General features: G+C 37.6%; 19 protein-coding genes. 2 read left to right on the top strand and 17 right to left on the bottom strand.

The features are described 5' to 3' along the window. Window positions 1-45: 45 nt before the first annotated feature. Window positions 46-678 carry an FMN-dependent NADH-azoreductase gene (locus tag LG336_RS07645; RefSeq protein ID WP_404331981.1) on the bottom strand — a complete coding sequence of 211 codons (633 nt, stop codon included), beginning with the start codon at window positions 676-678 and terminating at the stop codon, window positions 46-48. Window positions 679-865: 187 nt separating this feature from the next. Between LG336_RS07645 and arr the strand changes: the two genes are divergently transcribed. After that, window positions 866-1,282, top strand: a complete 417-nt coding sequence (gene arr, locus LG336_RS07640) for an NAD(+)--rifampin ADP-ribosyltransferase (protein ID WP_404331980.1) — start codon at window positions 866-868, stop codon at window positions 1,280-1,282. 220 nt (window positions 1,283-1,502) lie between these two features. Here the strand turns inward: arr and LG336_RS07635 are convergent, their stop codons facing one another. The 6 genes from LG336_RS07635 to LG336_RS07610 all read right to left on the bottom strand — a co-directional run bounded on the left by LG336_RS07635 (window position 1,503) and on the right by LG336_RS07610 (window position 6,371). Continuing rightward, window positions 1,503-1,835 carry a DUF1048 domain-containing protein gene (locus tag LG336_RS07635; protein WP_404331978.1) on the bottom strand — a complete coding sequence of 111 codons (333 nt, stop codon included), beginning with the start codon at window positions 1,833-1,835 and terminating at the stop codon, window positions 1,503-1,505. Next, the gene (locus LG336_RS07630; RefSeq protein ID WP_404331977.1) at window positions 1,832-2,185 is read right to left on the bottom strand and encodes a DUF1048 domain-containing protein; all 354 of its coding nucleotides are present in this window, start codon (window positions 2,183-2,185) and stop codon (window positions 1,832-1,834) included. The genes LG336_RS07635 and LG336_RS07630 overlap by 4 nt, the downstream gene beginning before the upstream one ends. A 130-nt stretch (window positions 2,186-2,315) precedes the next feature. Beyond that, window positions 2,316-2,654 (bottom strand): PadR family transcriptional regulator, encoded by a 339-nt coding sequence (locus tag LG336_RS07625; RefSeq protein ID WP_404331976.1) that lies wholly within the window; start codon window positions 2,652-2,654, stop codon window positions 2,316-2,318. 321 nt (window positions 2,655-2,975) lie between these two features. Further along, entirely contained in the window at window positions 2,976-3,926 is a 951-nt protein-coding gene (locus LG336_RS07620; protein WP_404331975.1) for a sugar phosphate isomerase/epimerase family protein, read from the bottom strand. A gap of 79 nt (window positions 3,927-4,005) precedes the next feature. Further along, complete coding sequence (locus LG336_RS07615) at window positions 4,006-5,034, bottom strand: autoinducer 2 ABC transporter substrate-binding protein (RefSeq protein ID WP_404331974.1); 1,029 nt, start codon at window positions 5,032-5,034, stop codon at window positions 4,006-4,008. Between the two features lie 716 nt (window positions 5,035-5,750). Further along, window positions 5,751-6,371, bottom strand: a complete 621-nt coding sequence (locus LG336_RS07610) for a LysE/ArgO family amino acid transporter (protein WP_404331973.1) — start codon at window positions 6,369-6,371, stop codon at window positions 5,751-5,753. A 119-nt stretch (window positions 6,372-6,490) separates the two neighbouring features. Here LG336_RS07610 and LG336_RS07605 point away from each other — a divergent pair, with 119 nt between their 5' ends. Then, the gene (locus LG336_RS07605; RefSeq protein WP_404331972.1) at window positions 6,491-6,616 is read left to right on the top strand and encodes a hypothetical protein; all 126 of its coding nucleotides are present in this window, start codon (window positions 6,491-6,493) and stop codon (window positions 6,614-6,616) included. Between the two features lie 250 nt (window positions 6,617-6,866). Here LG336_RS07605 and LG336_RS07600 read toward each other — a convergent pair whose 3' ends face one another. The 10 genes from LG336_RS07600 to LG336_RS07555 form a co-directional block, all read right to left on the bottom strand. Next, window positions 6,867-7,781 (bottom strand): VOC family protein, encoded by a 915-nt coding sequence (locus LG336_RS07600; RefSeq protein WP_404331971.1) that lies wholly within the window; start codon window positions 7,779-7,781, stop codon window positions 6,867-6,869. A gap of 270 nt (window positions 7,782-8,051) precedes the next feature. Next, window positions 8,052-9,767, bottom strand: a complete 1,716-nt coding sequence (locus LG336_RS07595) for a SulP family inorganic anion transporter (protein WP_404331970.1) — start codon at window positions 9,765-9,767, stop codon at window positions 8,052-8,054. A 188-nt stretch (window positions 9,768-9,955) separates the two neighbouring features. Beyond that, complete coding sequence (locus LG336_RS07590) at window positions 9,956-11,836, bottom strand: alkyl/aryl-sulfatase (RefSeq protein WP_404331969.1); 1,881 nt, start codon at window positions 11,834-11,836, stop codon at window positions 9,956-9,958. 49 nt (window positions 11,837-11,885) lie between these two features. Then, the gene (locus LG336_RS07585; protein ID WP_404331968.1) at window positions 11,886-13,475 is read right to left on the bottom strand and encodes a class I adenylate-forming enzyme family protein; all 1,590 of its coding nucleotides are present in this window, start codon (window positions 13,473-13,475) and stop codon (window positions 11,886-11,888) included. Window positions 13,476-13,502: 27 nt separating this feature from the next. Then, the gene (locus tag LG336_RS07580; RefSeq protein ID WP_404331967.1) at window positions 13,503-14,672 is read right to left on the bottom strand and encodes an acyl-CoA dehydrogenase family protein; all 1,170 of its coding nucleotides are present in this window, start codon (window positions 14,670-14,672) and stop codon (window positions 13,503-13,505) included. A gap of 83 nt (window positions 14,673-14,755) precedes the next feature. Continuing rightward, window positions 14,756-16,261: a tripartite tricarboxylate transporter permease gene (locus tag LG336_RS07575; protein WP_404331966.1), complete on the bottom strand. Its 1,506-nt coding sequence runs from the start codon at window positions 16,259-16,261 to the stop codon at window positions 14,756-14,758. 27 nt (window positions 16,262-16,288) lie between these two features. Beyond that, window positions 16,289-16,741 carry a tripartite tricarboxylate transporter TctB family protein gene (locus tag LG336_RS07570; RefSeq protein ID WP_404331965.1) on the bottom strand — a complete coding sequence of 151 codons (453 nt, stop codon included), beginning with the start codon at window positions 16,739-16,741 and terminating at the stop codon, window positions 16,289-16,291. An 80-nt stretch (window positions 16,742-16,821) separates the two neighbouring features. Further along, window positions 16,822-17,844: a tripartite tricarboxylate transporter substrate binding protein gene (locus LG336_RS07565; RefSeq protein WP_404331964.1), complete on the bottom strand. Its 1,023-nt coding sequence runs from the start codon at window positions 17,842-17,844 to the stop codon at window positions 16,822-16,824. 34 nt (window positions 17,845-17,878) lie between these two features. Then, window positions 17,879-18,685, bottom strand: a complete 807-nt coding sequence (locus tag LG336_RS07560) for a GntR family transcriptional regulator (RefSeq protein ID WP_404331963.1) — start codon at window positions 18,683-18,685, stop codon at window positions 17,879-17,881. Between the two features lie 1,077 nt (window positions 18,686-19,762). Beyond that, window positions 19,763-20,284: a carbonic anhydrase gene (locus LG336_RS07555; RefSeq protein WP_404331962.1), complete on the bottom strand. Its 522-nt coding sequence runs from the start codon at window positions 20,282-20,284 to the stop codon at window positions 19,763-19,765. Window positions 20,285-20,292: the final 8 nt, after the last annotated feature.

The raw sequence follows: 20,292 nt of genomic DNA, 5'->3' as shown, positions 1-20,292 counted from the left end.
AGTGTCGGAATCTGCTAGGACAAGCTGGGACAAGGCACCTGTATATTAAACTGATACTGCAGATAAATTCTTTGCTACAGCAGCTACTTTTTCTAACCCTTCAGCTACAATACTTTCGGCTTGGTTAGGCATCGCATTGTGACCTTCAATAATGACTTCATCAATGATTTTCATCCCAAATACTCCACCTAATACGTTTTTCATATAAGTAGCAGCCATTTCCATTGGTGCTGCTTCAGGAGAAGAATAGATCCCTCCACGTGCGCTTAGAATCACTGCCTTTTTATCGGTCAATAACTGTACAGCTTGACCATTTTCATCATATTTGAATGAAAATCCTGCTTCGTACACATAGTCAATAAATGTTTGTAATTTGGCAGGGATTGTTAAGTTCCACAATGGGAATGCAAATACCACGATATCTGCTGCTGATAAAGCATCTTTCGCCTTTTGTTTAGCAGCTACAATCCGTTGTTCAACATCTGTTAATTCTTCGCCCGAGCTCATTTTACCAAAAGCATTAAATAAATCTTGACCGAAGTATGGCATGTCTTCAGCAAAAACATCAAATGTCGTTACGTTAACACCCTCTAGATTCTCCATAAACGTTTCATACATTTTACTTGATATAGCTTCTGATGCTGGACGATTATTTGCTTTTACAACTAATACATTCATTATATTGTATTCTCCTTTTTATCCTTAATTAAATTATCTCGAATTAACAATATATAAAACTATTATATATAAGTCAACTTATATGATTATTTTATAAATGATCCATTTTGGAAAAAGTCACCATATTAAGTTCAGGTTCAGGGTATAATGTTAAACACATATTAAAGAATATAAGAGGTGTATCAGTATGAATGACAAAAAAGATTTATTAGATAATGGTCCTTTTTTTCATGGTACTAAGGCAGAATTAAAAATTGGAGATTTATTAGAGCCGCAACACTTATCAAATTACCAAGATAAAAAATCTAACTATATCTATTTTTCTGCAACCCTAGATGCTGCTAAATGGGGTGCAGAATTAGCAACATCTAAATCAAAGGAAAGAATTTATATTGTAGAACCATTAGGTGATTTTGAAAATGATCCGAACCTAACAAACAAAAGATTTCCTGGAAACCCAACACGATCTTATAGGTCTAAATCGCCTTTGAAAATAATCGCTGAATTAGGTTCATGGGAAAGACATTCCGATGAAGAAATCAATCATATGCTGACATCTTTAAAAAAGTTACGTGAACAAGGAAAAGCTGTAATCGACGATTAATCCTTTAAGGGATCCTTTTCAACTTAATAAAGCCGTTAACGAAAATCGGGTGCTTTTTAATGTTGGTAAAGCGCCCAATTCTAGAATAGATTTTGAGCTCCTATTCGCTGATTAAACACAATAACGGCTGCTCCACGGCAGCCGTTTCTAGTTATATTTTCGATTTTGGCGTACTTAGGCATAAGTTCGATAGAATTTTGCCGTCAAGTACTTCGTTCCTTTATTTTTTCATAGCCTTATCAACTTTTTGACTGACCAATTCTTGATAGAGATCCGCGTAGGTTTTTGAATCTTCAATCAGCGCATCGCAGAAAGCAGCAACGTCTGTTCCTGTGACTTCAAGCACACCTTTCCCCGCAGCTGCGCCTTCTTCAAAGAAGCTGAGAATTTCAGAGAGCAGTCCGATCCCTTCGTTTAGCTCAACAGGACCGACTTTGAAGAGATATTTTTGGATCTCTTTATAGACAATTTGGTACTCTTGTGGAAGTGCTTTGACACGCGAAACATGGGCTCTCCATTCTTTTTTGCCTTCGATGATTTTTTTGATACTCATTTCAGCCCTCCTAATTTTCTTGCTACGTTCTTGTTGAGTTGCTCACGCCATTTATCTCTATACGTTTTTGCACCTTCGTCACCCACAAGCGCTGCGCAGAAACCTTCGATATCATCTCCTAGTACTTCTTCGACGCTCTGGCCGTCTGCTGATGTAACTTCTAGCAGTTCAAGAGCACTGTCAAGAATCGGCATCAGATTACGACCGGTGAAATCTCCATGAAACCAGAGATTGCTTGTTATTTCTTTCCAAGCAGTTTGATATTCGGCTGGCAAGACTTTGGCTCGCGCTTCAAAACTTTTCATTACTTTAGTCATATCGTTTCCTGTTATTTTTTCTAAAAAGTTCATTTTAGTCTCCTCCTTCTAAGCTGTTCAGCAAGGTTCTATTATCTTGGAAGTGCCTTCGCACGCGTCTCCATCCCCTTCCATTCCCGCTTGTCATCCAGATTCCCGATAATTTTTTTCAATAAAACTCATTTTACCTTCTTCTTTTGATTTCTTTCGTTTTGAGTTCGATCATTTTGCTTGAGATGAAATCCCATTTTCCCCAAAATAGTTCAAGTTGCTTTTGACCTGCTGCGTTGAGCGTGTAAAATTTTCTCGGCGGTCCCACAGTGGATTTCTTTTTCTCAATATCCACCAGATTGTTTTTCTCAAGCCGCATGGTAATTGTATAAACTGTGCCTTCAACCACATCAGTGAAGCCAAGTACTCGCAGCTGCTGTGTGATTTCATAGCCGTAAGTTTCGCCACGACTGATGATCTCAAGCACACAACCCTCGAGTACCCCTTTCAGCATTTCTGTGATATTTTCCAAATTGATCCCTCATTTGTATTTCGCTATTTTCAGTACTCTGTATCACTGGTATTGAGTATTACTTATTACCGGTATATAGTAACGCAGAATAGCAACACTTGTCAAACATAAATCATTTCTTCAAAAAGCACGTTAAAAGTCTCGTGGGGACAGGTACATTGTCCCGCAGTCTGAAACTAACCAGGACGATGTCTCCTTGTCCCTATAAAATACAAAAGACCTAAAAATAGATTTAAAAATCTACCTTTAGGTCTTTTATGATATGCAATGATAGGTGTTTTTGGGACTAGGGACCTGTCCCCTTGTCCCTAATAATGAAAACTAAAATAATTCTAACAGTACGCTTTCACGTTCTCTAAAGTATTTGACAGTTTGGTTGACTAGATGATTCATTTTTTCCTTATCCGGAAAAGCATTCATAGCAGGATATGGATCTCCTCCCGGACCTAATGGCTCTGCTGTAAGGAATTTATCTCCTTGGTTATACCCAATTAAATAAAGAGCCATAATAATTGTATCAATATCCATAAAGCCTTCACCTAGTGCTCCTCTATTACTATCTGCAAGATGTAGGTTAATAAGCTGATTCCCGGCTTCTAGTATCGCTTCCCCAATATGAGCCTCTTCTGATTGCATATGGTAAATATCCCCATTAATGTGGTTTATTCCTTCATGATTTACAGCCGATATATATTTTTTTGCATCTGTAACGGTATGTGTAAAACTTACTTCAGCAGCACGAATGGGTTCAATGGCAGCCCTTACACCACTTTCATGAAAAATATTACCTAACCCACGCAACGTTTGTACACTTCGGTCAAATTCCGTATCATCGTACGCAACTGGTCGTCCCACAGCACCTGGAACAATTAAGAGGTATTTCCCTCCTACTGCCTTTGTAAAAGCCAATTCACGTTTAATGTAGCTAATAGCTGCCTGGCGCTTACTAGGTATATTACTAGAGAGATCATTTTCAGCAGAAAATATACCACAAACACCGGATACATTCATATCGTATTTCTTCAATATCTCTAATGTTTCGTTTACCTCGTAACCAAGATCATCTCCATAATGATTCCCATGAAGTTCAATATAATCAATTCCAGCTTCTTTTAATCGGTCCACAGATTCTTCCAATGTTTCTAAACCAAAGCACCAGTTACTCCAGGATAATTTTAACCTCTGTTGAAAACGGTCTGGATGTTCTCTTTTTAATTCTAGAAACGCTTTTTTTATTTTTTCATTTTTCATTTGGTAGGTTTGTAATTTCATATTTATTAACATCCCTTCTATCATTATTTATTAGATTTGTACCCATAGAAAGAAGGACAAAGAATACATCATAAAATCACTAAAAATCATAGTCTGCTGCATTCTCTTTTGTAAAGTCCGCAGGAGGAGCCATAATTACACTAATTCCATCTTCCAGTACTGTGATTTCTCCTATCCCTTCAATATTCATTCCATCCTCAATTTGCTTTTCTTCTGCTAATAATTTTCCTAATGCAACTGTTAGATATCCAAGATTAGAGGGATTCCATAGTACTGCAGTATCTAAAGATCCGTCTTGAAGAAAAGGAAGGGAATCTGTAGGTAAAGCAGTACCAACAACAGAAATCTTATCTTGAAGTCCTTTTTCTTGAATTGCTTGAGCAGCTCCTAGTGGTGCAGGTGTTGACATAGCTAGAATCCCTTTTAAATTCGGATACGATTTGATCAAATCTAGTGTTTTTTGGTGTGCTACCTGCTGTTTTTCATCTGTTGGGATTTTTTCAGTTACAACCTTAATACCTGGGTAATTTTCTTCAAACTCTTTCAACGCATATTCAATCCATGCATTAAGATTAGCCGCGGAAAGGCCACCTGTTAAAATCGCGATTTCTCCTTCTTCTGTGCCCATAGCTTCAATTAATTTTTTTGCTGAATGACGACCAAATTCTTCATCATCAACCGATCTGACGGATATATCTACATTATTCGCTGGTGTATCCCAGTCCATAATGTGAATTCCCTGATCTTTTGCCTTCCTAAGCACAGGTTCAACTGCTGCAGGATCATTTGGAGCAACCGCAATTACATCCACATTTCTTGAAATTAAGTCCTCAATAATTTTCACCTGTCCAGCTGCGTCCGCTTGTGTAGGGCCAGTATATTCAACTTCTACCCCTAATTCTTTACCCGCTGCTAATGCACCTTTCTCTGATGCATTGAAGTAAGGAATACCAATAAGTTTTGGTACTACTGCAATAGTTAATTTGTCGTTGGCAGAGTCACCATCTGAACCTCCATCATTTGAACTTCCGGTATTACTAGAAACACAGCCAGACAAAACTCCTCCAATTAACATGACGGATAAAAGGTTTAAGAAAAACTTTTTCATCAAATTCTCCCCTTATTAGTTGTTTTATTTTTACCTAGAATTTTGTCTAGGGCAAAATCATAGTTAGACAAATACTTTTAAATTTTCCAGACTGATTTTTTTGCACTTGCATCCTTGGTTTCTTCTTTCATGATTTCCCTGTATCCAACTTATTCATGACAGCGTTTTCAATAAGCAAATCAGTTCTCTTCGCTTGATAATAAAAATACTAAATATTGTTTTTGTTAAAAATGTTCTGAATTTCTAGGGTAAAAAATATCACAAGTCGTGAAATTTATTTCACCTTATGTAATTTGTTTCAAAATTATTTTATCATCGTTATTCTTTTTTATCAATACCATAATTTTATAAATTTTCAGTATTTTTAATATCGAGTACAAAAATGTTCCGGACTTTCGCACTAATTACTCATAATACAACTTCTTTATTCATGCAGATACAACAGAAATACAAAAAAAGTGAACCATTAATAAGTCCACTTAAATGCCTCATAAATGTGACAAGTCGCTGTTACTTGTCACAAAACAGATCATTTTTTCCTTTTATAAATAAGAGGCTTGGTTCATTTTCAAACCAAGCCTCTTATTCAACTTACTATTTACTTTTTATATATTGTTTTAGAATGGATTTATCAAAAGTAACCTCAATTTGTTGCTTTACCAACACTAGTGATACGGTTCATTTTGCTTCTATGGGAAAGCACGCTAACGTTCATGTTAATTTACTAAGGAGTACAATTGATATCCCATATAAATCGCCATAGTCCATATAATAAGTGCGGAAACTTGATTCATACGCTTTAAGAACGTGCCTTTTTTATCAATTTGACCAATCTTCCTTCCGGAAATCGCTAAGAGGAAGAACCAGATCCAAGATACCACTATACAAGCCATGGTAAACACCCATTTATCAATTCCTGTATAAGCCAATGAACTCGTTCCAATCACTCCAATTGTATCCATAATAGCGTGTGGATTTAGTAATGAGACAGACGCCGCAAACGTAACCTGACGACGTGCAGAAAAACGGGTTTGTTCTTGATTCGTGTTTACTTCAGGTGTGTTTTTCCACATAACCCAACCCATATAGGCTAAAAAAAAGAATCCAACCAAAAATAACAAAATCTTTAACCATTCAAAACTAAAAACAATAATGGATACCCCGGCCACAGCCAAATAAATAAGGATGGTATCACAAACTCCTGCTGTAATAATCGCAGGTAAAGCATTGGTGAATTTGTTGTGTGTCGCTCCTTGATTAAATACAAATACATTTTGAACCCCTAAAGGTAAGATTAATCCAAATGCCAATATCATTCCATGTAATAACGGTTCCACTATGATTCCCCCTACTCTTATATAGAATAGCGAAGAATGTCCATTATGTCTCCAACCAATTGGATGGGATTTTATCCAACCAATTTGTTATAATTTTTAAAAATGATTGGAGATCGTCTATGCCTGAAATAGAGTGGAAACCACAAAAAACTTCATCCATTCCTTTACATCAGCAAATATCTGATTATATGAAAAAGAAAATAATGAATGGTGAATGGACAGCAGGTACTAAACGATATCCATAAAAGGTTATCGAAAGTAGCGCCGAAACCAGACAAAGCAAAAGAGGCTTATGAAAACCATCTGAAAGGGAAAGAAGATAAAGACCAAGTGGAGAGAATTTTCTGTATCCTTTTTAGTTTACACAACACCTCTAAACTCATTGCGACCAGTGCTTGGCACTGGTCGCAATTTTTTCTGAACTAGAACGGGACATAGGGACAGGTCAACCACGGCCCTAGACCGTTAATTCCCTACGGGACCCGCGTCCTCTCATTAGCCTTTGTATGCTTTTTGTAATTCGGTAAGATCAAATTTCTTCATTTTTAGAAATGCTTCCGTTATACGGGCAATTTGCTCTGATGTGCCCTGACTCATCATCGCGTCCATCTCACTTGGCACAATTTGCCACGATACGCCATACTCATCTTTTAACCAGCCGCATTGCTCGGCTTCAGGAACCGCAGAGAGCCTTTCCCAGTAGGAATCAATCTCTTCTTGTGTGTCGCAGTAAACCATAAATGAGATCGCCTCGTTAAAAGTAAATTGATGCTCTTGTGCGCTATCCATGGCGACAAACCACTGATTTTCTAAGCTAAAATCAGAAAACATAATGGTTCCTTCTTTGTCAGGTTCCATGCCTTTAGGATAGCGGGCGAGATGTCCCTGCTTTGCATTTTTAAATACGGATAAATAAAAATTTAATGCCTCTTCCGCTTTGCCACATTTATCGCCGACAAACAATAATGACGGAATGATTTCTGGTCGCTCTTCACCTTCTGGATTGGTCAGCATTAACTGCCAGGATAAACCATACTTATCCTGAATCCACCCATACCTTTCGCTGAACGGATATTTATCAAGCGGCATTAACGCCGTGCCTCCATCGGATAACTTGTTCCAAACCTCATTCATTTTTTCGCTCGCATCTTTTATTCGTGATGGATCAAAATTAACAATGAAAGAAATGGACGGATTGAGCTTGAAGTGTGGCCCTGCACTGATTGCCATGAACTTCTGACCCCATAGCTCAAAAGAGACCATATCGGAGTCCCCTGATGGAGTGTCATGGATGGTTGTTACATTCGTAATTTTCGATTCCGGAAAAATCGAAGTGTAAAACTTAGCTGCTTCTTTTGCCTCCTTGTCAAACCATAAATGTGGAACGATTTTTTGCTTGAATTTTGACATCGTTAGTACTCCTTCGTTTTATAATTATTTTTTACAAAAGAAATACGATTAAACCTCTAGTATAAGGATTCTACCCTCAAGATCTCATTCCTCTTATGCCTGTGGGTTTTCTTTTTTAAGGTTCTGTATGATAATCATTGCATGAGTAATCATGGGTCCTTATTTAACTGGTAATCTATAACAAAAGTAGAAAAAAGGGGACAGTCCCCAAGCGAAGTAAAGCGTTACCCCACCGGGGGACTGACCCCGAAACTTCTTTTTTCCACCCATTTATATCATATAATAAAACGAATTCATACTTTCAGATTGAGAATGAAACTTTATTTTCTTGTCTTCAAGTAGTTGTTCGATAGAGAAATAACCAATCTCCTTCTCATACTTCTTTGTCCAACCGGCTTTATCAGCGGTATCACGGATAGGTCCTTTCATCCCTACAAAGTACAAAGAAATCCCTTTTTCTTTTTTAAATTGGTCGATCATTTCTTCCAAAGATGTAAATGAAGGGGCATCCATATCATTTACCCCTGAAAAATCAATAATGAATAATTTTGCATGGGGTTTAATGGAGATAAACCCCTTTAATTTCTCCTCTAAATAAGAAGTATTTGAAAAATGAATTGAAGAATCAATTCGGACGATCATTAAATCATCTCGTGTTTTTGCGTCGGGAAATCGTTTTACATCCCGAAATATTTTTTCCTTTTCTAAATATCCTATTTCTACTACATTAGGTTTAGATATTCTGCTTATTAATAATAAGATATTAAAAACAACCCCGATAATGATTCCCCATTGGATTCCAATCACTAATGTTGCCGTAAAAGTCACTAACCAACTCCAGCCGTCTACAGCTTTTATCGTAAACATATTTCTCAATTGCTTGAAATCTACTAATTTATAAACGGCTACCATAATAACCGCAGCTAATACTGTGTTAGGCAGGTAATAAAAATATGAAGTAAAAAATTGAAGGGTGATGATAATGAGTAGGCCTGTAAATATTGACACCATTTGGGTCGCTCCACCGCTTTGGTGGTTTACTGCACTTCTGGAAAAGCTGCCATTAATCGGTAAGATTTGAAAGAAAGATCCGAAAAAATTTGCAAGTCCTAAAGAGGTTAATTCTCGATTCGGGTTTATTTTATACTTTTCCTTTTCTGCGATTGTTTTTCCTATCGTAAGCGACTCCATAAATCCTAACAGGGCAATGGTAAGAGCCGGAAGAATTAATTGACTGACTGCTTCTATAGTGATGGTTGGAAGCTTCAGAGTTGGGAAACCACCAGGTACCTCTCTTACAATTTGAACCCCTCTTTCATGTAATTCTAAGTAATGAACACATAAAATGGACAAAACAATTAAAAGTAGTGCTGCTGGAATCCTTGCATTTATTTTTTTTAGTAAAAGTAAAAAAACGATGCTGCATCCCCCAATGAAAAGGGTGAGCCAATGAATGTCAGAAACCCCTTTGAGTACATCCAGTAGGATTAGGTGAATTTGAAAGTAAGTCCCTAATTGAATCCCTACTAAATGCTTTAATTGACTGAGTCCAATAATAATGGCAGCAGCAGAGGTATAGCCGCCTAAAACAGATGGAGAAATATATTTAACGATAAAGCCCATTTTAAAAACAGCTAAGAGAAGTTGAAAAATCCCAACCATTAAAGCTAATAAGATGACAAGGTTTATATACTCCGACGTACCTGGTATTTCAAGAGCAGAAACCCCAGAAAAAACCAATAATGAGGTAATGGCAGTTGGGCCAACGGATAAATGCCTAGAAGATGAGAATATGGCATAGATGAGTAATGGCAACGTTGATGCATATAGCCCGATTACAGGAGGGAGTCCAGCTAACATCGCATAGGCCATTCCTTGTGGAACAAGCATCACAAAGAGAGTCAACGCTGAGATGAAATCTTTTTTTAAAAGGTTCTGATTATATGATTTGTTCATCTTGAAAGGATTATATTTTTTAATTAACATATTAATCTATCCTTTTATTGTATGAGTGTAATGATTTTTTCTATAAACGATAGTTGGAAAAGAAAAAGGGCATTTCTGCCCTAACATTAAAAGTTTAGCTTTCTCTCTCTTCTTTTTACAGTAAAAGAACATCTTTTTTTATATGCATTTCAGGTTTAAATTTCTATCATAAGAATAAAATGGCAACCTTAAGGAGTGACAATATTGATAGAATGATTGAAGTCATCCAGTAGGTTTAAAAATTCATCCAGTTTATTTTGGTCACCTGATAATTCTAGTTTATTAGATGTAATCGCTTGTTCCGGCTCTAGGATTCCGATTCCAATCGCATACAATGTTGCCTTATCAACGACTAGTGAAACATCTGGATTCGCATCCAAATTATTCTTCTTATTGAGTACGGAATTTTCTAGATAAATGGTGTGATTTTCGTTTACATCAGATAGAGAGATATTCACTATTATTTTTTCACCTTCTGCTTTCGGACCATTTAGCCTGACGGAAAGGAATTTGAAAAATTCCTCGAACGGCATGCTAAGCATCGTCGCCGGAATCCCTTTTAAAGGTGGGGTCTTCTCACTAAACCCATTTCTTAGTTCTGATGCACCAATTAGATACGAGTTCCGCCAATTTGCTGATTCAGATTGGTATCCTAATTGTTCGAAGGCGTCTGCTAACAACTCTTTTGCTTTATTGTTATCTGGATCAGCCATTACTACATGTTTTAATACTTGAGCCACCCAACGATACTCCCCATTTTCATAATCAACTTTTGCTTGTTTGATTACATTCGCTGAGCCACCCATATATTGCACATACTTTTGACCGGCATCTACTTGCGGAAGGGGATCTAAATCGGAAGGATGACCACTATAATAGCCTAAGTAAAAATTGTAAACACCCTTAGAATTGTGCTTTAACGTACCATAGTATCCCCGATTTCCCCAATATTTGTCCAGCGTCTTAGGAAGCTTGAGCATTTCTGCTATTTCTTCCATCGTATAGCCGTGATTGGCTAATCGGATCGTTTGGTCATGGATATATTTGTATAGATCACGTTGTAATTCCAAATGTTCAAAAGCAAGCTCTTTTCCCCACACCGGCCAAGCATGAGCCATGACTAAAGCCTCAATCTCTTTTTCTCCAAATATATCAATCGTTTTGTCGAGTGCCTTCACCCATTCAAGAGTATCCCGAGTTTTTGCCCCTCTAATCGTATAAATTTGATGCATCGTTTTATTTGCGTTCTCTGATACGAATAATACTTTGTGATCTTGAATATAAACATGCATTTCTGCAGGTGCTTCCGTATTTGGTGTTAAGAGGAATTCGAAGGTGATCCCATCTACTTCCAATTGTTCAAATTCATTTTTTATTTCTATATTGGGCATTTCAAATCCATTACCTGGTCCAAAAACGGATCCAATACCTGCGGATAAAAAGCCTTTTTCTCCGACAGGTAAAAATGAACCGAATTGGTAACCTGCACGCCGAGACATAATTGGACCTAACAAAACATTTTCACTAAACAGCTCTTTTGCAAAATGCTCGGGAACAATAATTGGAATACTAGAATTCTCCGCATATTGGAGAATGGCCTGTGTACCCCCAAAATGGTCGGAATGGCTTTGACTAATAATGATGGCAGTCACTGGTTTCTTCGGTCGATGATTAAAATATAGTTCGATTGCTGCTTTAGCAGCACGGTTTCCCGATGAAGTATCAATGACAATGACGCCGCTTTTCCCTTCTACGAAAATCATCGTAGCTAATGAAAGACCACGAACTTGATAGACACCTTCCACGACTTTAAAAAGACCAGACTTGGCTTGTAATTGTACATTTCTCCACAAGCTTGGATTGACCGTATCAGGTGACGGTCGATCTTGGACATGTAAATTTTCTATCCTATTTTCAAACGAAGCAATGAGACCTTTATCCGCATCTTCGAAATCTTGCTTGTCTTCGAAATTAAGATACTCATATACATCCTTGTTTGCTTTCTGAGTAAAAGAAGTAGCGTTCTTTGTGTAGTTCGTTCGATGACTTGCCGGAATAGAACTTTTCAATTTCATATACCTCCTAGATTCATAGGAAAAGGGCTATTTCCTGATATCTTTAATTTATTTGTCGTTCTTTATCTTTCCAGAAATCCTTTTTCAGTTCCTTTTTATCAATTTTCCCTACCTGGGTTAACGGTAAATTCTCCTTAAAATGCACTTTTTTAGGAACCATATAACTAGATGTACGTTCCTTACAAAACTCAATAATTTCTTCTTCTGAACACTTCACTCCATCGCGTAACACGACAAAAACGGTTACTAGTTCGCCCCAATCAGGGTCAGGTACGCCAATACATGCACTCATCCGAACAGCAGGATGTTGATTGACAACCTTTTCAACTTCAACAGAATAAACATTCATTCCACCTGAGATGATCATATCTTTCTTTCGGTCAACAATATATAAAAACCCTTCTTCATCGAATTGTCCAATATCCCCTGTATGGAACCATCCATCTTTGATCGCTTCTACGGTTAAGTCAGGTCGTTTGTAATAGCCTTCCATTAAGTACGGCGATTTTAAAATGATTTCTCCTTTTTCGAATGGTTTTACATCTTGACCATGATCGTCTACTGTTCGAATTTGTGTCATTAAACAAGGTTTCCCACAGCTTTGTAGAAACTTTGCACCTGTCTCTAACGCTCGTACATGATCGAATTTATGCATTCTCGTAATGAGAACGTTCGCTTCGGTTGCTCCATACTGTTGAACAAACACGGGACCAAACAACTCCATCGCTTCTTTTAATCGTTCGGAAGAAATAGGCGATGAACCATAGTGAATGCTTCGTAAAGAACTCACGTCATAGTTCATCTTTTTCGCCGTATCAATGATACGATAAATGATTGTTGGCACTGTGAACGTAACCGTAATCCGGTTCTCTTGAACCGTCTTTAAAAAAGTATCAGGCTTAAAGGTATCAATATATACATGCGCTCCACCGGCTAATGCCCGCAGCATCAAACTTCCCGCTGAATGCTGGAGAGGGGTCGTTAATAATACCTTATCGCGGTCATCCATTGGAAACTCTATGAAGCTCGCAATAAGCGCAGCAGCTTTCCCTCTTTGAGAATGCATGACCCCTTTGGGCATTCCGGTCGTTCCCCCTGTATAGGAAATCGTAGAAATATCATCAGGTGACACGTCTGGGAACGAGGATACATTCTCAACCTTATCGATTTCTTGTCTATTTATCGTGATAAATTCTTCAGGGTATTGTAAATGAAATCCTTCTAACCCTATTACTTTCACGGATTGTTGTTGCTTTTTTTTATCATTTACGTAGTTCAATACTGTCTCCATATGCATTTCCGTCGCCATAAGAACAAAATCCGGTTCCGAATGGTTTAATATAAAATCAACCTCACGAATTCCTAATTTAACCCCCATCGGAATGGAAGTCGCACCCGTGCGGGCAACAGCTTGGCTGAAAAGAACGAATTCCATACTATTTGGAATAAGATAAGCAACGTGCGAACCTTTTTTTACACCAAGGTTGACTAAATAACTTGCAATCTTATCTACCTCTTTACGTAATTCACGGTAGGTTAATGTTTCGTTTGTTGGCAAAAATGTGACCGCAGGATGTTCTTCAAATCGTTTTAACGCTTTATTCATATAACCTTGAATGGTTTCTATACTCACAAAAATCACCGATCCTTTACTATATTTTTATTTTGTCTTTAACAATTCTTTTGCGATTGTATTTCTTTGAATTTCAGAAGTACCCGTTAGAACTCTAAACATTCTTACGGTGCGATACATTTGTTCAATTGGATGGCCTTTCATGAGCCCTTGGCCTCCGAAGATTTGTACTGCCTTGTCCAATACACGCCCAGCCACTTCGGAAGTAAACAACTTCACCATCGAAGCATTCGCTCGATTATCTTCCCCTCGGTCCAGCCTTTCGATTGCATCGTACACCATACATCTTGCTGCATAGATCTCTGTTGCCATATCGGCCAGCATATGTTGAATGGCTTGAAACTCACCGATTGACTGTCCAAATTGCTTTCGTTCATTTGCACGGTCGATCGCTAGAGCTAATGCTCTTTGGGCCACCCCAATGTATGTAACGCCCCAAATGGCTCGATTTTGACTGATCCTTTTTATCCCAAGTAAAAACCCTTTTCCTGGTGCACCAAGAATATTTTCAGCTGGTACACGACAGTTATTAAAAATCAGTTCACCCGTCCCACGTTCTCCTGAAATCGGAATTTGCGTCTCCCCTAATTCATAGCCAGGTTTTTCATCTGTTTTTTTATCAACTAAAAATGCAGTTATGCCAGCAAATTTCCCCTCAACGACTTCTTTACAAATAACAATGGCAAAGTCGGAATAAGGAGCTGCACTAATAAAATGCTTTTTGCCGTTTAAAATGTACTCATCTCCATCTTTTACAGCTGTCGTTTGGATGGCCCTTGCATCTGAACCCGCTCCCGGTTCAGTTAAAGCGAAACAGCAACTTGTTTCCCCTTTAATTAATGGATGGACATACTTTTCTATCTGTTCTTTTGTAAACGATTCAAGCATCTGCCCGATTCTTAGGACCCCGCCTTTTTCCCCTAAAACAAATCCCCATAAAGCAGCTCCTGAACGAGCTAGTTCTTCTTTTAGTAAACATAATTCTTTTAAACTTACATTTTGGCCACCGTATTCGATTGGTAGAGAGATTCCGTAAAACCCTAACTCAATGGATCTATTTCGAACCCACTGAATGGCTTCTACCGGAAATTCCTCCTCGGTCTTAATATTCATTTCTTTCTCATAGGGAAGCAGTTCATTGTCAATAAAATTACGCATTTTATTTAGTAGTTCTTCTGATTCTCTAGTTATTACCATATATACCCACACTCCTTATAGTGTTAATAGACATCTGTATACATCCTATATCAAACTAGGAAATTACGATTTATCTCTTCTATTTAAATGCTTTTAGAAGGAGGTTTTACCTCTGGCTTATTCTTCCTCACATGTGGAAGTACTAGAACGATCGCTGTTGCTATTAAGAAAAATAGTGAAATCGGGCTCTTAAAAAATACGGTTAAATCGCCTGTCGATGTTAGGATTGCTTTACGAAGATTATCTTCAAGCATTGGTCCTAAAATAAAGGCGAAAAAGAACGGAGCCAACGGGAAATTCACTTTTCTTAAGAAATACCCAAGCAGTCCAAAAATGATCAAAAGCCAGATATCAAATAGACTGTAATTAATCATATAAACGCCAATAAAACAAAAAGCTGCAATAAATGGAATTAAAAATGGTTCAATTTTTTCGATTAAAATGGCAAACACCGGCACAAAGGCAACGTTCAAAATTAACAGCAAAATGTTCGCAATGAAAAAACCTGCAAAAGATGCCCACACGATTGTTGAAGAATTTTCAAAAAGAAGAGGTCCAGGCTGTAAGCCAACCATGAGAAGTCCACCCATCAATATGGCTGCCGATGCGGAACCAGGGATTCCTAATGCAAATGTAGGAATTAGCGCACCACCTACAGACGCATTATTGGATGCTTCTGGGCCACTTAAGCCGGCTGGAGCACCTTTGCCGAACTCCTCAGGGTTTTTCGATAATTTTTTCTCCACACTATAAGACATAAACGTGGAAAGGAGAGCACCGGTCCCCGGTAAGATTCCAACAATAAATCCAATGATTGATCCCCTTATCATCGAACCCGTGTTACTTACTACCTCGCTTACTTTTGGAAATAAAGAAGAGAATTTTAACTTTGTCTTCATCCCCCCTGTATTCACTTTCTCTTCAAGTCTAAATAGTGCTTCTGAAATCCCAAAAAGCCCGATTCCGACGACAGCGATGTTAATTCCATCCCACAATTCAACAAAGCCAAACGTCAAACGTTCGTCACCAGTCACCATATCCGTTCCAATTGTGGAGAGTAATAAACCAAATAAGGTGGCGATGATCGGCTTTAAGGGGTTTTTCTGTGTTAATCCACAAGCTGCAATTAAGGTAAATAATATGAGCGAAAAATATTCGGCAGGACCAAACATGAGCGCCACTCTAGCAAGGATTGTGGTCAAAAACACCATTCCGACAAACCCGACAACTCCCCCAACAAAGGAAGCAATCGCACTCAATGTTAAAGCAAACCCTGCTCTACCTTTTCTTGCCAACGGATAACCATCAAACGTTGTCACAATCGCACCACCGTCACCAGGTACGTTAATTAAGATTGAACTGATCCGTCCCCCATACATCGTTCCTAAATAAATACTCATTAATAAAATTAAAGAACTTAATTGGTCCATCTGAAACGTTAATGGTAAAAGAAGGGCCATGCCGGTAATAGGACCTAGGCCAGGTAAGGCACCCATTATTGTTCCTAACGTTACCCCAATTAAACACCAGAGCATTGCTTCTGGACTTGAGAGCATCGTTGTAAATCCAGTTAATAATTCCGATAACACATTCTCACCCCCAAAATCATTCACTTTTTATCCAAAAATACCTAGTGGTAACGGACTTTCTAACCACAATACGAAAATCGCATACATCATAACCAAAACGACCATCGTAAAAGTAAGCGCTTTAAACCAAGGTATTTTCTGTACAAACGCTAAGATCGTGAACATAAAAACCCCTATACTTACTAGCATGCCAATCAATTGTGTTAATCCAATGGTAACGGCAAGAAAGACCATGAGATAAGTTTGTTGAAGAAGGATTTTTTTATCTCCCCCTTCCTCTGACTTTATTATCTTCTTTCTCATAATCTGAATGAGGTGTAAACAAATTAAAAGCACAAGCATGATTGAAATGATACGAGGGAAAAACCCTGGCCCTACCGCCCCCACATTCGTCGAATATAAAGGTAAGCCAAAAGACATGGTGAGGAAAATAGAACAAATAAGCAGTAAAAAGAAACCAAAGTAGCGTTCTAATAACATATTGAACCTCCATCTGAGGAATTATCGTATATGGGAGTGCTTCCCAAATTGCCTGTATCACTCCCTTTAAGAATTAGAGATTATTGTTCAAGGCCTTCCACATATTCTTTAAATTTACTACCCTCAGTTTCAATTAATTTTGTATACTCTTCAGTATCGAGATAATAAGGAGATAACCCCCGATTCGCTAAAAATTCTTTCCATGTATCTGTTTCAGTCATTTTCTTAAGGTTTTCTGCCCAATAGTTAACAACCGCATCTGGAACGTCTCCACCTGTCCAAATTCCTGTATAACGGTTGAACGTTACATCCACTCCTGCTTCTTTTAAAGTAGGAACATCTGGTAAATCTTTGGAACGTTCTTCAGAAAGGACAGCTAACACTCGCACTTCACCAGTCTTGATATAATCTTTCATAACTGGAAGTACACCTAATGTCGTGTCGATTTGGCCACCCAATACAGCCGTTAAACTTTCTGAAGCCCCTGCCATCGGAACAAAGTTTAATTTTTCGATCCCAGCGCCTTGTCTAATCACATCCCATTTGAACGCTTCACCACCATCAACTGGACCGAGAGTCCCAATTGTTAAATCTTTTTCTGTTTTTAATGAACTTAACAATTCTTCCATCGTTTCATACGGGGAATCCTTGTGAACATAGATAAAAAGTTCACTAGTGGCAAGGGATGCAATTGGTTTAAAATCTGAAAACTTTAGATTAATCCTCGGATCCCATCCTGTCCCATATTCAGGGATAACGATTAATTTGTAAGGATTATCCTTTTGCTTCGCTACTTCTTCACTTGCAATACGTCCCCCAGCACCTGCTTTGTTTGTCACGACAAAAGGTTGTTTCATAATCTCTTCTTCATTTAAAATTTGCCCTGTTGTACGCATAATTAAATCTTGTCCACCACCAGGAGCATAGCCAACCAGTGCATCAATCGATTTATTAGGATAATTTTTGGGCAAACCCTCACTTCCACCTTCTGACTTTTCAGAAGAGGACGTTTCATCAGATGAATTACAAGCCGCTAAAACTAGCATGAGTGCCGTAACTAGCAAAACCATAAAAAATGAACCCGCTTTCATTTTCTTCCCCATTCAATACTCCCCCTTGTTTTAAAAATAATAATTATCAGTAAATTGATAACATTTCTAAAGATGCTTCATTATTTTCATCTTTACTTTTACTTTTAATTGTGAATTGATAACAATCTGTGTTTAAATACATGACCCCAACCACTAGAGGGGTAGCGTTTTTATAATAGAAAACTCTACTTAATGTCATAAGTGGATGACCTATGGCGACGTCTAGCATCTTTGAAATATCATTTGTAACAGGACGAACTCCTATGGAACAGCTTATTTCCTCAAGATGCAGGTGAGAATTATTATTGTTTGATCTAATCAGTGTACTTAAAGGCTGTTGTTCTACTTCATCGACCATCTCTTTTGTAAAAGCTAAATCTGGTGATAAATACGTAATATTATAAGCAATCGGCATATCTTTTAAATAAAATAGGCGGTAGATTGTACGTATTTTTGTATCTAACGGACACCCCAACGCTTCTGCAATATTTTTTGGTATCTGTTCTTCACCGTATTTGACTAATTTTATTTTGAGATTGAGACCTTGCATTGTTAGCGTTTCAAAAATTCCTTTGAAATTACTAACGTCTAAAACATCATTCATAATATCTGTTTGAATAGCCGGGAATTTAACATACATCCCTTTTCCTTGTTGAATAATAATTAGATCATTTTCTAATAAAAGCTTTATCGATTTACGAACCGTTAACCTACTTACCTGATATTCTTCGGTTAATTCATTCTCACTAGGTAATCTCTGACCCGGTTCATAGATGTGATTTTCAATTTTATTTTGAAGATCATTAGCAATTTGTTGATACAAAGGTATGTGACTATTACGACTTACACTCATCCTATCTCCCCCCACACATTTATACATGTATACAGATGTTATATAGCAAGTTAAAAAAAATCTCCTACATGATTCTTATTCATTTTGTGAAAGGCCGTTGACAAACGGTCTATAGCAAACTAGCATTCTTTTTGAAAAACCAATTTTGAACTCGTCCCTTTTTTTAACAACCCACATCTATACATGTATACAGATGTTATATAGCAAGTAAAAAAAAATATATACATGATTGTTATTCAGTTACTTTATGTAGCGGGCTGAAGGTGTCGATTTAACAAGATTACTAATTTGAACTTGTTGCTGTTTATCCTACGTACCTATCAATAAAAGATCTTAGTGAGTTAATACAACTACTTCAATAAGAACTGGGTGACCTTTTTTGGAAATCAGAGAATTAAATGGAGCAACATGAAACTGACAGGTAAATCATGTCTTCACCATAAATTCCTTCCCTTTGAGTCCTTTTTCAACTCCCTTCTAAATAGTGACTTTTTGCATAAAGACTATAATTCCAATGACAATTCCTCCTAAAATAAACAAGATGGAATTTTTCGGAAGTAAACGTATAAAAACTTCTGTTGATTAAGTGCTTACAAAACTAATATTCTATCAAGTTGTTAATTAGAATATTAGGTTATGAAACTTTTAATCTCTCTTAGTGTATTAAAATTATTTATAATTGTCAAACTATTTATAATATTATATCGATATTATTTTATATTTTCTCGGTTAGTTGAGGTCTGCCACCCGCGATGGAGTATAGGGCGAACAGTGCCAGGCACCATTCGCTAATAGGTAATGCATCCTATGGAAAATCGCACCATAATTCTGGTCATATTACGGACGCTCAACTGTCCAAGCGCTGTTCCAACCACTTACTGTCGGACCGAGCAATCGAAATTTTATATAAACGATCTACTTCGAACGAAGTCAAAGTAGATGTGATTTTGCATTTTACACATAGTGTAATAAGAAAATGAACCTTAAAAAAAGAAGGCAGAAGCGTTTACTATTGATAAACGTTTCTGCCTTCTTTTTTACAGGACCATCGATTCCAAAAAACACGTAGGAATCAGGTTATGCTTGACGCTGTTTTAGCTGTTCTATTTGAGAAAGCTCCACATTTGAGATCTCTCCATCTCTATCATTTACCATGAACCCTCGCACTTTAACATATGCTGGAACTAAGGGATGATGACGAATGATCTTCACACTCTTTTCGACCTGCCCCGTCCCATTTTCATTTCCATTTAGCCATTCCTTGACCGTACCACCTGAGAATTCAGGCATACAATTTTGAAAAAGATAGTCTACTGTTTGGATTTTATCTTTTACTAGATCAAAAGGGCTTTGACCATGAACTGAAGTGGTCCCTTTCTCTTTAGTTCCCACAACAAAGATCTCCTCCACATTTTCCTGATAAATAGCAAGGACAATTGACCTCATGATATCTCCATAAGGATGGGAGATGACGGGTCCATCGCTTTGAATCATCAACATATTTTCTAATTGAATGTTCGTCACTTGTTGCAGGACCGGCCCCCATCCACTTTCCATGTCTGTTAAAACTAAAGCCTTTTTATTTTTATTTGAATTCATCGTGTCCA

The sequence above is a fragment of the Mesobacillus maritimus genome, assembly GCF_044803185.1.
GTDB lineage: Bacteria > Bacillota > Bacilli > Bacillales > Cytobacillaceae > Mesobacillus_B > Mesobacillus_B maritimus_B.
Note: the sequence above shows the minus strand (reverse complement) of the source record. Positions and strands in the feature narration are given on the sequence as shown.

Excerpts from the sequence above, each read along its gene's own strand:
- LG336_RS07645 (WP_404331981.1), bottom strand. The coding sequence starts at position 678 with ATGAATGTATTAGTTGTAAAAGCAAATAATCGTCCAGCATCAGAAGCT.
- arr (WP_404331980.1), top strand. The coding sequence starts at position 866 with ATGAATGACAAAAAAGATTTATTAGATAATGGTCCTTTTTTTCATGGT.
- LG336_RS07635 (WP_404331978.1), bottom strand. The coding sequence starts at position 1,835 with ATGAGTATCAAAAAAATCATCGAAGGCAAAAAAGAATGGAGAGCCCAT.
- LG336_RS07630 (WP_404331977.1), bottom strand. The coding sequence starts at position 2,185 with ATGAACTTTTTAGAAAAAATAACAGGAAACGATATGACTAAAGTAATG.
- LG336_RS07620 (WP_404331975.1), bottom strand. The coding sequence starts at position 3,926 with ATGAAATTACAAACCTACCAAATGAAAAATGAAAAAATAAAAAAAGCG.
- LG336_RS07615 (WP_404331974.1), bottom strand. The coding sequence starts at position 5,034 with ATGAAAAAGTTTTTCTTAAACCTTTTATCCGTCATGTTAATTGGAGGA.
- LG336_RS07605 (WP_404331972.1), top strand. The coding sequence starts at position 6,491 with ATGCCTGAAATAGAGTGGAAACCACAAAAAACTTCATCCATTCCTTTA.
- LG336_RS07600 (WP_404331971.1), bottom strand. The coding sequence starts at position 7,781 with ATGTCAAAATTCAAGCAAAAAATCGTTCCACATTTATGGTTTGACAAG.
- LG336_RS07595 (WP_404331970.1), bottom strand. The coding sequence starts at position 9,767 with ATGTTAATTAAAAAATATAATCCTTTCAAGATGAACAAATCATATAAT.
- LG336_RS07580 (WP_404331967.1), bottom strand. The coding sequence starts at position 14,672 with ATGGTAATAACTAGAGAATCAGAAGAACTACTAAATAAAATGCGTAAT.
- LG336_RS07570 (WP_404331965.1), bottom strand. The coding sequence starts at position 16,741 with ATGTTATTAGAACGCTACTTTGGTTTCTTTTTACTGCTTATTTGTTCT.
- LG336_RS07565 (WP_404331964.1), bottom strand. The coding sequence starts at position 17,844 with ATGGGGAAGAAAATGAAAGCGGGTTCATTTTTTATGGTTTTGCTAGTT.
- LG336_RS07560 (WP_404331963.1), bottom strand. The coding sequence starts at position 18,685 with ATGAGTGTAAGTCGTAATAGTCACATACCTTTGTATCAACAAATTGCT.
- LG336_RS07555 (WP_404331962.1), bottom strand. The coding sequence starts at position 20,284 with ATGAATTCAAATAAAAATAAAAAGGCTTTAGTTTTAACAGACATGGAA.